The following is a 12,304-nucleotide window of genomic DNA, read 5'->3' as shown; positions in this document are numbered from 1 at the left end:
GCCGAACAGTGCGGCCAACAACACAACCCACCCTGAACAGCAGAAATGGCGCCCACAGAAACCCGAGGAGTGCCACATACATTCGAACCTTGGGGGGGAGGTTGGTTGTGGGGGAATTGATGGCACCGGATCTGGACGAGTTGCGGGCGTTCGCGGCACGGCTGCGGGTGGTTTCCGCTGACGGGGATGCGGGCTTGGGGATCGACCTGCTCGATGCGATCGAGGCGTTGAAGTCGGTCGGGTGTGCGGTGCAGGCGGTGATCACCGACGGCGTCGCGACGAGTATCCGTGCGGACCGCAGGGCTCGAGCGTTGCCGCGGGCGGAGTGGGACCGCGGTATCGCGTCGCAGATTGCGTTGGCGCGCAGGGAATCCCCGAACCGTGGTGGCCGACATCTGGGTTTCGCGCAGGCTCTGGTGCACGAGATGCCGCACACCCTGGCCATGTTGCAGACCGGGCGGTTGAACGAATGGCGGGCGACGTTGTTGGTGCGGGAAACGGCCTGCCTGTCGGCTACGGATCGGGCGATCGTGGACCGCCGGTTGTGCTCGGACCCGGCCATTCTCGACGGGGTGGGCGATCGCGGTCTGATCGCACGGGCGAAGGCGTTGGCGGTGGAACTCGACGCCGCTGCGGTCGTGGCCCGGCATCGTAAGGCGGTGTCCGAGCGGCGGGTGACGACGCGGCCGGCGCCGGATTCGATGGCCTATCTGAGCGTGCTGATGCCCGTGGAGCAGGCCGTGTGTCTGCAGGCGACCCTGGGCCGGGATGCGGACAGTCTGATCGCAACCGGCAACAGCGGTGGCCGCACCCGCAATCAGCTGATGGTGGACCTGTTGTTCGAGCGCGGCACCGGAGCGTCAGTGGCGTCGGGTGTCCCGGTGGCGGTGAATCTGGTCCTCTCGGACGAGACCTTGCTGGCCGGCGGGCACGAGGCCGCGCAGCTCCACGGCTTCGGGCCGGTGCCGGCCGGAATCGCTCGGCGGCTGGTGGCCGACGCCGTCGACAGTGACACCGAGACATCGATACAGCGGGTGTATTCGTGCCCGCAGTCGGGGGCGTTGACGGCGATGGAATCACAGTCCCGCACGTTCCCGAAGAGCCTGCGGACGCTGATCGGCCTCCGCGACCGCACGTGTCGTACGCCGTGGTGCGATGCACCGATCCGGCACCACGACCACATCCGCTCCCGACGACAGCACGGGGCGACCACCGCGCGAAACGGGTCCGGACTGTGCGAGGCCTGCAACTACGCGAAGGAGGGCGACGGATGGTCCGCCCGCACAGTGCACAACCCCGGCCGCACCCACCTCATCGACGTCGGCACCCCGACCGGACACCACTACCGGTCAGCGGCCCCACCGCTCCCGGTCCCGGCACACCTGCGCGCGTCATGAGGCGGCGGCGGCTACCTTCGCGGTCGCCGGGGTCACCTGTTCCCACCGGACCAGGAGGTGAGCTCGGCGATGTCTCCGTACAGCGTCGACTGGTAGGTGAGCATCAGCTCCTCCACCCCGCCGAACTGATCGCCCACGTAATGGGTGTTCTCCGCCGACAGCTCGCGGTCGCCGGAGCGTGCGATGAGTTCGTCGATGCGGCTGTCGAGACTCATCGCCCGGTTGACCGCCAGCACGGACCGCAGTTGCACCTCGGCTCGGGACAGCAGGTCGCCGATCCGTGCGAGTGCGGCGACGCGGTCGACCAGCTGATCCCACACCGGCTTCAGCGCGTTCTGCCGGGCCTCGATCTGTTCGCGCGCCGTGTCGGAATGGGTGGCGCGCAGCGCTTCGTCGAGCTCGGTCCGGATTCCGCGCAGCGCCACGGTGTCGACGGCGATCTGTGTCAGTTCTTCGGCGAGGTCGAGTTGGTACCGCTGGATCGCGAAGTGCTCCGAATGCCAGACTGCAGAACCGTCGATCCTGTCGAAGAGCATCCCCGCCAGATAGAGCAGGGTGTCGTACGAGTCGGCGAATCTGTCGTTGTCGAGATCGACGCCCTTGCCGATGGCGTCGGCGACGCGTCGTCCGACCGCGGCCATCGGCGTGTTTTCGGCCGCCTGGCCGAGTCGTTCCGCCGCAGTGCCGCGGGCATAGTTGCCTGCACGTTCGAGCGCGGTACCGGCGATCGGCGCCGGTGTGCGTTGCAGAGCCCGGAACAGAGCCTCACGCTGTTCGAGATCGAGATGGACGCCCTCACGCCGATCCCGGCGCATCGCCCGGACACCGTTGCCGTAGTGCGCCGGCGACATCACGACCGCAGACCGAGACGACTGCAGCTTGCGGCCCAGTTCGGTGGCACGGTATTTGAACAGTAGTTGCGCCGGTCCGGGACGCAGGCTGTCGGCGCGGCGCGCCACCTGGTGGTACTCGTCCGTCAGCAGACGCAGTGCCCCGAAGCCGCCAATCGACGGGACGGTGCGGCCCGCGCGACGCCGGTGGGTGAGTACCTGCCGGGTGGGCGAATCGAGATGTCCGGCGGCGATCAGCACGGCAGCGGCGTCCGACAACGGGGCGTGGGTGCCCGTGATCGCGGATCGTTCGCACCACTGGCGGACCTGCAGCGAGATGCGTGCACGCCGCTCCTCGTACTGGGTGCTTTCCGACATCGGACCTCCTGGCAGTTCACTGGTCACCACTGTCCCAGAATTTCGTCCGACGCGCCGCGACCGCCGAGGCGGGGTGCGGTTCTAGGCTCTCCACCATGACCTACACGGTGCGTGCGGTGCTTCTGTTCGCGACGGCATTGGTGGTGGCCGGTTGCGGTCGCTCGGTCGACGGATCCCCCGAGACCGGCGCCATCGCGGGGCCCGCGACGGCGCCGACGGTGACGACCGCACCGAAGACGACGACAAGTACGACGAGCACGACCACGACCACGACCACGTCGACGAGCCCCATCACCACGACGACTACTACCACCACGAACACCCCGGCCGAGGCAAACCCGCAGATGTTTGCCGGTACCGCGGCGGGGAGCTACTACTTCACGACGCCGAGCACCAAGTTCCACTGCGCGATCCTCACCGGCGGCGACCTTCCTACCGCCGGCTGTCACGGCCCGATGCCGGCGTCGGCGCCGAAGGTTCCGGGTGCCGGCGCGTCCGGCACCCCGGTGACGCCCAACGCGATCGAGGTCACCGGTGGCCGCGCCGGTCAGTTCGCCAGCGCCGGCGATCCCCGGTACTACCCCCTCGACGGATCCGCCGCGCCCGCACTGTCGTACGGCACCGCGTTGCAGGTGAACGACCTGACGTGCCTCGTCGACGAGACGTCCGGGGTCACGTGCCGCAGCGAAGTGGGCCACGGATTCACGCTCTCGGACAGCGCGTTTCGAGTGTGGTGAACCGGTTCAGCCCAGTTCGTCCGAGCGCCGTTCCATCAGCGTACGCAGTAGGGCATTCTCCTTCGCGGTGAAGCCGATCGTCTCGATCTCCTCGATGCCCCGTCCTATGCCCTTGCGGACGCCGTCGAGCATTCTGGTGACCGCGCGCTCGGGAACACCGAGGCGCCCACCTGATTCGACGAAGTGCCTGCGGTTCAGTTTGTTCGCCTTGCCGTAGAAGTCGAGAGCCATCGGGTCGCGCCATCCGAGGTACGGCTGGGTGCACAGCAGGTCGTAGGCGGGTGTGACACTCCACAACCCCGATTCAGCGAGCTGCACCGAGAAGTTCTTTCCGTGCAGGTCGCCGTTGCCGATCGCGTACGAATAGGCCACCAGCCGAAGCAGTTCCAGGGTGGCCACCCGCGCCGAACCGCCGCCGCGCTCACAGACGCCGGCGAGCGCGGTGATCACGCTCTCGGTCTTCAGCCGGTACTTGGCGGCGGGGAACATCCCCATCACCTGGCACGCATCCTCCTGGGGTGTGCGGATGACGCGGCCGGACGGATCGACGCGCCGGTCGAAACGGGCGACGAGCAGACCGGCATTGCCCTTCCCGTCACGCACCAGCTGATGATCGGCGACGGGCAACCCGCACTGCGCGGCGAGTCCCATGAAGAAGTGCTCGTTCTCGACCAACTGCGGATACCCCTGCGGTGGTGAGAGTTTGAGGATGGCGGGACCCTTCTCTGTCGCGATCGGCGTCGAGTACATCTGCGCCGACACCTTCGCCTGAACACCGGGCAGCGAGGTGGGGTCCAGCTTCACCGCCTCGTGCCCCGACATGTGCTCGAACAGCGCCCGCAGGTCCTGGCGCTCGACCGCGTCGGGGTCGAACATCGGTGCGGTCTCGGGCGGCGGCACCCCCGCGGGCAGGACGCGCACGTCGCCGATCGTGTCGGCCCCGACCGCCATCAGGATTGTGAGGTGATCGTCCTCGGACGTCTTGGTGGCTGCCACCGCGCCCCGCAGCCGGATTCCTTCCGGGAGGAGCCCCGCGAAGAACGGCGGGACGCTGCCCCCACTCGCACGCACCTCGGTCGACGACGTGGGGATCGTCCATGCGACCTGCGGGGCGCCGGGGTCCTGCAGGTAGGCGGTGTCGTAGCGGAAGACGACGTCACCGCCCTCCCGCACGAGACTGCCCGCGAGGCGTTCGCCCTTGTAGACGTCGGCGCGGTCGACACTGCTGAGGTTCTCGACCATCAGGACGCCACCTCCACACCCGAGCGGGTGACGAGCGCCAGACGGCACCCCATCGCGTCCGCGACGGCGACGACGAGGTCCAGTTGCACGGTCCCCCGACCAGATTCGATCGACTGCACACTCGACCTCGACACCCCGGCCAGGTCGGCCAGCTCCGCCTGCGTCAGCCCGAGCTGGTGCCGCCGCGCGACGAACCCGTCGGCTACTCCGCCGGTCTCGGTTCGCTCGCGGCGGCGTGGGGTTGCCATGAAGCCTCCCTGATCGGTGCAATGCTTGTCGACGGACGCTTAACGACAGTGTGCACCGATTCTGCCCCGAAGTCTACCCCTATGACTGCGATAGCAAGCTTAAAGCTTGAGAAGAACATAAACCGAGCCATCTCCCACGTTAAGCCTGCGATCACAAGCACAAAGTACGTCAACACACCCACCCCCTACCCTGGATACATGCGCATAGGAGCACACGTCCGCCAGGACGAAGATCCGATCGGATACGGCGAAACGCTCGGCGCCGACGTCATCCAGATGTTCCTCACGGACCCACAGAAATGGGAGAAGCCGCCGACGCATCCGCGGACCGACGAGATCCGGAACAGCCCCATCGACGTCGTCGTGCACTCGTCGTACGTGATCAACGTGGCCAGCCTCAACAACCGGCTCCGGATGCCGTCCCGCAACGCCGTCGCGCAGCAGGCCCAGGCCGCCGCCGACATCGGCGCATTCGGGCTGGTGGTCCACGGTGGCCACGTCCGCGACGGCGAGGACGTGAACGCGGGGATCGTCAACTGGCGCAAACTCTTCGAACGCCAGGCAGACAAGGGCGGATTCCCCGTCCCCATCCTGATCGAGAACACCGCAGGCGGCGACTTCGCGATGGCACGGCACTTCGACGCCATCGACCGGCTGTGGCAGGAGGTCGGCGATTTCGGCGCCGGATTCTGCCTCGACACCTGTCACGCGTGGGCGGGCGGTGAGGAACTGGTGGGTGTCGTCGAACGCATCAAGGCCATCACCGGACGCATCGACCTGGTGCACCTCAACAACTCCCGCGACGAGTTCAACTCGGCCCGCGACCGGCACGCCAATCTCGCCGACGGAACCATCGACGCCGAACTGCTCGCCGAGGTCGTGCGCACCGCCGACGCGCCCGTCGTCCTCGAGACACCGGCGGAGGGGCTGGCCGAGGACCTCGCGTACCTGCGGGAAACCGTCGGTTAGTCGCCCAGCCGGCCGGTCAGCCTGCGGTACCGCTCCTCGCTGACCGGATTTAGTCCCTCCACGGTGACGTCGGTCCCGCGGCTCGCGTACTTGGTGGTGATGCCGTCGAGCGCGGCCACGGTGGACGCGTCCCAGATGGTGGCGCCCGAAAGGTCGATCACGACGCTGCCGGGGTCGTCGGCGTAGTCGAACGAGAACACGAGGTCGTTGGACGAGGCGAAGAAGAGCTGACCGCTCACCCGGTACCTCTTCACGTCACCGTCGAGTTCGCCGCGCACGTCCACCATGTGGGCCACCCGGCGCGCGAACAGAACCATCGCCACCAGCACGCCGACACCCACACCGATCGCGAGGTTGTCGGTGGCCAGGGTGCCCGCCACGGTGCTGAGCATCACCATCGTCTCGCTCAACGGCATCCGCCGGAGCGTGCGGACGCTGTGCCAGTCGAAGGTCGTGGCGGCCACCAGCACCATCACGGCGACGAGCGCCGCCATCGGAATGGTCCCCACCACGTCGCCGAGCCCGACCACGAGAATCAGCAGAAACGCACCGGACAGGAACGTCGACAACCGGGTTCGCGCGCCACCGGTCTTGACGTTGATGATGGTCTGCCCGATCAGTGCGCACCCGCCCATGCCGCCGAATAGCCCGGTCACGATGTTCGCGACGCCCTGGCCCCACGACTCCCGCGTCTTGTCCGAGTGCGTATCGGTGACGGAGTCCACGAGTTTGGCGCTCATCAACGATTCGAGCAGTCCGACGACGGCCATCGCCAGCGCGAACGGCGCAATGATCTTCAGGGTGTCGGCTGTGAGCGGAACGTCCGGCAGCCCGATCAGGGTCGGCAGTCCGTCGGGCAGTTCCCCCTGGTCCCCGACGGTGGGCACCGCGACACCGGTGAGGACGGTGAACGCGGTGAGACCGACGATCACCAGCAGCGGGGCGGGCACCGCGGTGGTCAGCTTCGGGATCCACACGAGCAGCGCCAGACCGGCGGCGAGGAGCGCGTACACCGCCCATGGCACGTTCGTCAGATACGGAAACTGGTGAACGAAGATGAGGATCCCCAGCGCGTTGCAGAACCCGACCATCACGCTGCGAGGCAGGAACCTCATGAGACGCGCGACCCCGAGGACGGCGAGGAGGATCTGCATCGCACCGCCGAGGAAGACGGCGGCAATGAGGTACTGCAATCCGTGTGATGCCATGAGCGGGGCCAGCACCAGCGACACCGAACCGGTGGCCGCGGAGATCATCGCAGGACGTCCGCCGGTGAACGCGATGGTCATCGCCATGATCGCGGCTGTGAACAAGCCGACCCGCGGATCGACCCCCACGATGATGGAGAACGACAACGCCTCCGGGATGAGGGCCATCGCCACGACGAGCGCGGACAACGACTCGATACGAAAAACCGTCGGATGCAGCCACACCGGCCGTCGGAGAGCGAGAGAAGGCACGACGCGACAAACCTACTTCCTGAGGAGACCCGAAGATCCTATCCGGGTAGCGTTCGACCAGTACGGTTAGCTGATCCGCCGACAGAGGAGGAACCCCGTGCGACGCACACTTCCGGCCGTCCTGATCGCCGTCCTGACCGCGCTGTCGCTGGCCGGGTGTGGGAACTCCGACTCGGGACCGGTCATCGACCAGGTTCGCGAGGCCGGGGTCCTGAAGGTCGGCACCGAGGGCACGTACACACCGTTCAGCTACCAGGGCCCGGACGGTCAGCTCACCGGGTACGACGTGGATGTCATCCGCGCGGTCGGTGACAAACTGGGCGTCTCCGTCGAGTTCACGCAGACTCCGTGGGACTCGATCTTCGCGGGCCTCGAAGCGAAGCGCTACGACCTCGTCGCCAACCAGGTGACCGTCAACGACGAACGCACCCAGAAGTACGACCTGTCGACGCCGTACACCTACTCCGAGGGTGTGATCGTCACCCGCGCCGACGACAACTCGATCACCTCACTCGCCGACCTGAACGGCAAGACGACGGCGCAGTCCGCGACGAGCAACTGGGCGCAGGTCGCCAGGGATGCGGGCGCGAACGTCGAATCCGTCGAGGGCTTCGTGCAGGCCATCACGCTGCTCAAGGACGGCCGCGTCGATGCCACCGTCAACGATAATCTGGCCGTCGCCGAATACCAGAAGCAGACGAACGACACCGGTGTGAAGGTGGCCGCCGAGACCGGTGACACGAGCGAGCAGGCGTTCGCGGCCCGCAAGGACAGCGGTCTGATGCCCGACATCGACAAGGCCCTCGACGAACTGCGCGCCGACGGAACGCTCGCCCAGATCTCGCAGAAGTACTTCGGCACCGACGTCTCGGCACCGACCAACTGAGAGCCTGCCTGTGGACGACGCAACACTCCAGCTGATTCTGGACAACCTGTGGCCGATGCTGAAGGCCACCGTCACCATGACGATTCCGTTGACGATCATCAGCTTCAGCATCGGACTCGTCATCGCTTTGCTGGTGGCGCTCGCCCGGATCTCGTCGATCAGACCGTTGTCGGTGATCGCCCGGTTCTACGTCTCCATCATCCGCGGCACGCCGCTTCTGGTGCAGTTGTTCATCGTGTTCTACGCGCTGCCCCAGTTCGGCGTGGTTCTCGACCCCTTCCCGGCGGCCGTGATCGCGTTCAGCCTCAACGTCGGCGGGTACGCCGCCGAGGTGATCCGGTCGGCGATCCTGTCGATCCCCAAGGGGCAGTGGGAAGCCGCGCAGACCATCGGGATGGGGTACACCACCACATTGCAGCGGATCGTCCTGCCACAGGCCGCACGGGTCGCGGTGCCGCCGCTGTCGAACACGCTGATCTCACTGGTGAAGGACACCTCGCTGGCGTCGACGATCCTGGTGACCGAACTGCTGCGCGTCGCCCAGCTCGCGGCCGCGCCCACCTTCGACTTCTTCGCCCTGTACAGCGACGCTGCCCTGTACTACTGGGTGATCTGCATCTTCCTGTCGGCCATCCAGGGCCGGCTCGAAGCCCGACTCGACAGGTATGTAGCCACATGACCGACACCTCTCCCCTGCTTCAGGTATCCGGCGTCGAGAAGTCGTTCGGCGACCATCACGTCCTGCGCGACATCAGCTTCGACGTCGGGGCAGGAACGGTGACCGTCATCATCGGGCCGTCGGGCTCCGGCAAGACCACGGTGTTGCGCACCCTCAACGCCCTCGACCTTGCGGACCGCGGGACGATCTCCATCGGCGACGTGTCCGTGGACTTCGGCGCCGATGTGGACCGGTCGACGCTGGCCAGGTTCCGCGGGCAGAGCGGCATGGTGTTCCAGGCCCACAACCTGTTTCCGCACAAGACGGTGATCCAGAACGTGACCGAGGGCCCGATCGTGGTGCAGAAACGCCCCAAGGACGTGGCGCGCGCGGACGCGATGCGGTTGCTCACCCAGGTCGGCTTGGCGGAGAAGGCGGACCAGTACCCGTACCAGCTGTCGGGCGGTCAGCAGCAGAGGGTCGGTATCGCCCGGGCGCTCGCCCTGAAGCCGAAACTGATGTTGTTCGACGAGCCCACCTCCGCACTCGACCCCGAACTGGTCGGCGAGGTGTTGCGCGTGATCCGGGATCTCGCGACCGAGGGCTGGACGATGGTGATCGTCACCCACGAGATCCGGTTCGCGCAGCAGGTGGCCGACCAGGTGTTGTTCGTCGACAACGGGGTCGTACTCGAACGCGGCACACCGAAAGACGTACTCGCCAATCCGACCGGGCCGAGACTGCGTCAGTTCCTGCACCGCATCCTCGACCCGCTGTGAACGGTCAGCGCAGGGATTTCTCCATCAGCACCACGCTCGGCCACTCCACCTCGAAGTCCCTGCGACCCACCAGGAAGAAACCCTGCTCCTCGTAGTAGTCCCGGAGCCGGGCGTTGGTTTCGACGCATTCGAGCCGGACGACGGACGCCTCTTCGGAGCGGGCGTGCTCGTCGACCCAACGGAGCAACTGGGCGCCGAGTCCGGCGCTGGCGTGCCGGCGGTCGGTCATGACGCGGGCCACGTAGGCGGCCGGAATGTCGTCCTCGATCCACACGTCCGGGTCGGACCGGAGCACCCGCAGCGCCCCCACCACGATGCCCGCGAACAGTGCGACACGCCATTCCCCGGACTCGATCTGTTCGCGAACGTCGGCGAGCGACACCTCACCCCGGGCGGGTGCGTCGAGTTCCCTGGCCAGGATCCAATCCTCGGCGTCCCAGTGCATCTGAACGATGTCTTCAGCCTGCTCGAGTACTGCCCGCTCCACGGTGACCGCCATGCACACACAGTAACCACCCAGCGGCAAAAACAAACCACCGCTGTACCCGTGTCGATCTGCGATGATGTGACTGGAGTTACAGTTACATTCTGGGACAGTTACCTCAGGCGGTGGTAGCGATGATGCTGTTTCGTGCAGTGGTCCTGATGACACTGTCCACCTGCGCAGCCGCGTATGTCTGCGCCCATCCCCCACGTGTGTCCGCCCAGCCCCTGGGGACCGAATCCATTCTCCCGTCCCCCATTCTGGACGACGACTTCTTCGCGTGGCCGCCGAACGTCGCGGAGTTCGGTGCCGGCGAGATCATTCGCTCACGGGAAGTGACGCTCCGGGCGTTCCCGAACACGCTGGTGCCGCACCGCGCCCACCAGATCATGGTGCGTTCCAACGATTCCAAGGACCGCCCCGTGCCGGTGACCGCGACGGTCCTGGTGCCGACCGCGGCGTGGACGGAGACGGGACCGAGACCGGTGGTCGACTACAACATGCCCATCGACTCCCTGGGCGCCCGGTGCACCCCGTCCTACAAGATGGTGCACGACTGGCAGACCCTGGACCTCGACATCCCACCGGTGCTGTCGCTGTTCCTCGCGAAGAACTACGCGGTGCTCGTGCCCGACCACCAGGGACCGCGGATGGCGTACAGCGCGGGACGAATGGCGGGTCATGCCGTGCTCGACAGCATTCGCGGCATGAAGCGGCTGCCCGGCCTCGGGCTCTCGGACAGTCCGGTCGTCGCGACGGGTTACAGCGGCGGTGCGATCGCCACCGGCTGGGCAGCGCAACTGCAACCGTCGTACGCGCCGGACGTCGAACTCGCCGGCGCCGCCGCGGGCGGGATACCCGCCGATTTCGGTTTGCTGCGCAGGACCATGAACGGCCAGCTCGGTTCGGGTCTGTACCTGTCCGCCGTCCTCGGGCTCGCCCGCGAGTATCCGGAAATGCTGACATTGGCGAATCCACTCGGTGTGCTGCTGGGGACGTCCCCGCTGAAGGACCAGTGCATCCTGGCGCTCGCGCCGGCCGGGATCGCATTGCTTCCCGCCGAACTGTTCGCCGTACCCGATCCGTTCGGCAATCCCACCGCCCGAACGGTGGTCGCCGAGAACAGGATGGGCGCGCTCACCCCGGCCACGCCGGTGCTGCTCTATCACGGGTCGTCGCGGGTGTTCCTCGGCGACGAGTGGATTCCGGAGGAAGGGGGTGATCGCTCTGCAGCAGGAATGGTGCGGCGGTGGCGGCGACGTCGCCTACGCCCCGCAGTTCGGCGAGCACCTCACCGCGGCCGTGTTCGCGTTGCCCGAGGTGGTGCGCTGGATCGACGAGCGACTGGCCGGGGTGTCGGCACCTGCGGGGTGCCGTTGACGGTCATCCGTGCACGTGCGGCAGCAGCAGATCGGCCTGACCGACCTCGACGACCCGCGCCTCGTCGAGCCACTTCGCGGTCTGCTCCCGTGCCCGTGTGATCAGCTCGTCGGCGTCGCCGAAGTCGGCGGGACTCGTGTCCAGCGGGCACAGCGGGGGCACCACCCGGATGTCGGCGGCGCTCTCGTACCGCTCGATGTCGAGGGCGAGCCGCTGATTGATCGCGAGGGTCACACCGACCAGTCCCATACCCAGGGCACTTCCGGGGACCTTCGACAGTGTGCACGCATATCCGGTGGGGAGCACCCACACGGTCGTGGCCCCCAGTTCGATCGCGTGGGAGATGGGCGTGTTGTTGACGACCCCACCGTCCATCAGCGCGCGGCCGTCGATCACCACGGGTGGGAGGATGCCGGGCAGCGCCGCGCTGGCGGTGACGGCGTCGACGGACGGTCCCGTCGACAACCGGACGTCCTTGCCGGTCAGCACGTCGGCGGCGATGACGTGCAGCGGGGTGGGTGCGTCCTCCATCCGCTCGAACCGGAGATTCTGCTCCAGCAGCCTCCTGATGGAGCGGTTGGACACCAGGTGGTTACGGAGGCCGACGAAACCGGTGAATCCGGTGAGCAATCCGGTGGGGAACACCGCACTGCGGGTGAGACCGCGCCACAGGTCTGCGAGTTCACGCAGGTCTGCGTCGGAGGAGCCGCCGGCGAGCCAGGCGCCGTTGAGCGCGCCGACGGACGTGCCGACGATGAGGTCCGGCCGAATTCCCCTGCCGATGAGGGTCTGCAACATGCCGACCTCGATGGCCCCGAGGCTCGCCCCGCCCGACAGAACGAAAGCTGTTGTCATG

The 12,304-nt window shown here is 67.1% G+C and carries 14 protein-coding genes; 7 read left to right on the top strand and 7 right to left on the bottom strand.

Annotated features, from left to right (window positions below):
• Positions 1 to 107 precede the first annotated feature (107 nt).
• The gene (locus GO592_RS05115) at positions 108 to 1,397 is read left to right on the top strand and encodes an HNH endonuclease (protein WP_007298016.1); all 1,290 of its coding nucleotides are present in this window, start codon (positions 108 to 110) and stop codon (positions 1,395 to 1,397) included.
• Between the two features lie 32 nt (positions 1,398 to 1,429).
• On the opposite strand, the gene GO592_RS05110 is transcribed toward GO592_RS05115, so the two are convergent.
• Positions 1,430 to 2,605 carry a hypothetical protein gene (locus GO592_RS05110; RefSeq protein ID WP_039951617.1) on the bottom strand — a complete coding sequence of 392 codons (1,176 nt, stop codon included), beginning with the start codon at positions 2,603 to 2,605 and terminating at the stop codon, positions 1,430 to 1,432.
• Between the two features lie 100 nt (positions 2,606 to 2,705).
• Positions 2,706 to 2,918, bottom strand: a complete 213-nt coding sequence (locus GO592_RS44055) for a hypothetical protein (protein ID WP_157234264.1) — start codon at positions 2,916 to 2,918, stop codon at positions 2,706 to 2,708.
• 31 nt (positions 2,919 to 2,949) lie between these two features.
• Between GO592_RS44055 and GO592_RS44050 the strand changes: the two genes are divergently transcribed.
• Positions 2,950 to 3,342: a hypothetical protein gene (locus GO592_RS44050; RefSeq protein WP_007298019.1), complete on the top strand. Its 393-nt coding sequence runs from the start codon at positions 2,950 to 2,952 to the stop codon at positions 3,340 to 3,342.
• 6 nt (positions 3,343 to 3,348) lie between these two features.
• Here GO592_RS44050 and GO592_RS05100 read toward each other — a convergent pair whose 3' ends face one another.
• Both GO592_RS05100 and GO592_RS05095 read right to left on the bottom strand, forming a co-directional pair.
• Positions 3,349 to 4,584, bottom strand: coding sequence for a type II toxin-antitoxin system HipA family toxin (locus tag GO592_RS05100; RefSeq protein ID WP_005258080.1), 1,236 nt, complete (start codon positions 4,582 to 4,584; stop codon positions 3,349 to 3,351).
• Complete coding sequence (locus GO592_RS05095; RefSeq protein WP_005258081.1) at positions 4,584 to 4,832, bottom strand: helix-turn-helix transcriptional regulator; 249 nt, start codon at positions 4,830 to 4,832, stop codon at positions 4,584 to 4,586. The genes GO592_RS05100 and GO592_RS05095 overlap by 1 nt, the downstream gene beginning before the upstream one ends.
• A 198-nt stretch (positions 4,833 to 5,030) precedes the next feature.
• On the opposite strand from GO592_RS05095, the gene GO592_RS05090 reads away from it, so the two are divergent.
• Complete coding sequence (locus GO592_RS05090; RefSeq protein ID WP_005564888.1) at positions 5,031 to 5,801, top strand: deoxyribonuclease IV; 771 nt, start codon at positions 5,031 to 5,033, stop codon at positions 5,799 to 5,801.
• On the opposite strand, the gene GO592_RS05085 is transcribed toward GO592_RS05090, so the two are convergent.
• Positions 5,798 to 7,261, bottom strand: a complete 1,464-nt coding sequence (locus GO592_RS05085; RefSeq protein WP_039951584.1) for a SulP family inorganic anion transporter — start codon at positions 7,259 to 7,261, stop codon at positions 5,798 to 5,800. The two genes, GO592_RS05090 and GO592_RS05085, sit on opposite strands and share 4 nt — an antisense overlap.
• Positions 7,262 to 7,358: 97 nt before the next feature.
• Here GO592_RS05085 and GO592_RS05080 point away from each other — a divergent pair, with 97 nt between their 5' ends.
• From GO592_RS05080 to GO592_RS05070, 3 genes are read left to right on the top strand one after another with little or no spacing between them, the layout of a single operon-like run.
• Positions 7,359 to 8,147, top strand: coding sequence for an amino acid ABC transporter substrate-binding protein (locus GO592_RS05080; RefSeq protein ID WP_007298021.1), 789 nt, complete (start codon positions 7,359 to 7,361; stop codon positions 8,145 to 8,147).
• A 10-nt stretch (positions 8,148 to 8,157) separates the two neighbouring features.
• Entirely contained in the window at positions 8,158 to 8,826 is a 669-nt protein-coding gene (locus GO592_RS05075; RefSeq protein ID WP_007298022.1) for an amino acid ABC transporter permease, read from the top strand.
• The gene (locus GO592_RS05070; protein WP_005564884.1) at positions 8,823 to 9,584 is read left to right on the top strand and encodes an amino acid ABC transporter ATP-binding protein; all 762 of its coding nucleotides are present in this window, start codon (positions 8,823 to 8,825) and stop codon (positions 9,582 to 9,584) included. The genes GO592_RS05075 and GO592_RS05070 overlap by 4 nt, the downstream gene beginning before the upstream one ends.
• A gap of 4 nt (positions 9,585 to 9,588) precedes the next feature.
• On the opposite strand, the gene GO592_RS05065 is transcribed toward GO592_RS05070, so the two are convergent.
• Entirely contained in the window at positions 9,589 to 10,083 is a 495-nt protein-coding gene (locus GO592_RS05065) for a GNAT family N-acetyltransferase (protein ID WP_005258099.1), read from the bottom strand.
• Positions 10,084 to 10,202: 119 nt separating this feature from the next.
• On the opposite strand from GO592_RS05065, the gene GO592_RS46240 reads away from it, so the two are divergent.
• Positions 10,203 to 11,549 carry a lipase family protein gene (locus GO592_RS46240; protein WP_007298023.1) on the top strand — a complete coding sequence of 449 codons (1,347 nt, stop codon included), beginning with the start codon at positions 10,203 to 10,205 and terminating at the stop codon, positions 11,547 to 11,549.
• On the opposite strand, the gene GO592_RS05055 is transcribed toward GO592_RS46240, so the two are convergent.
• On the bottom strand, positions 11,452 to 12,303 hold the full coding sequence (locus GO592_RS05055) for a patatin-like phospholipase family protein (protein ID WP_007298024.1): 852 nt from the start codon (positions 12,301 to 12,303) through the stop codon (positions 11,452 to 11,454). The genes GO592_RS46240 and GO592_RS05055 overlap by 98 nt on opposite strands.
• Position 12,304: the final 1 nt, after the last annotated feature.

Origin of the sequence: Rhodococcus sp. 21391, assembly GCF_016772255.1 — a bacterium.
In the GTDB taxonomy this organism is placed as follows: domain Bacteria; phylum Actinomycetota; class Actinomycetes; order Mycobacteriales; family Mycobacteriaceae; genus Rhodococcus_F; species Rhodococcus_F opacus.
Note: the sequence above shows the minus strand (reverse complement) of the source record. Positions and strands in the feature narration are given on the sequence as shown.

Excerpts from the sequence above, each read along its gene's own strand:
- GO592_RS44050 (WP_007298019.1), top strand. The coding sequence starts at position 2,950 with ATGTTTGCCGGTACCGCGGCGGGGAGCTACTACTTCACGACGCCGAGC.
- GO592_RS05055 (WP_007298024.1), bottom strand. The coding sequence starts at position 12,303 with ATGACAACAGCTTTCGTTCTGTCGGGCGGGGCGAGCCTCGGGGCCATC.
- GO592_RS05100 (WP_005258080.1), bottom strand. The coding sequence starts at position 4,584 with ATGGTCGAGAACCTCAGCAGTGTCGACCGCGCCGACGTCTACAAGGGC.
- GO592_RS46240 (WP_007298023.1), top strand. The coding sequence starts at position 10,203 with ATGATGCTGTTTCGTGCAGTGGTCCTGATGACACTGTCCACCTGCGCA.
- GO592_RS05110 (WP_039951617.1), bottom strand. The coding sequence starts at position 2,605 with ATGTCGGAAAGCACCCAGTACGAGGAGCGGCGTGCACGCATCTCGCTG.
- GO592_RS05090 (WP_005564888.1), top strand. The coding sequence starts at position 5,031 with ATGCGCATAGGAGCACACGTCCGCCAGGACGAAGATCCGATCGGATAC.
- GO592_RS05095 (WP_005258081.1), bottom strand. The coding sequence starts at position 4,832 with ATGGCAACCCCACGCCGCCGCGAGCGAACCGAGACCGGCGGAGTAGCC.
- GO592_RS05065 (WP_005258099.1), bottom strand. The coding sequence starts at position 10,083 with ATGGCGGTCACCGTGGAGCGGGCAGTACTCGAGCAGGCTGAAGACATC.
- GO592_RS05070 (WP_005564884.1), top strand. The coding sequence starts at position 8,823 with ATGACCGACACCTCTCCCCTGCTTCAGGTATCCGGCGTCGAGAAGTCG.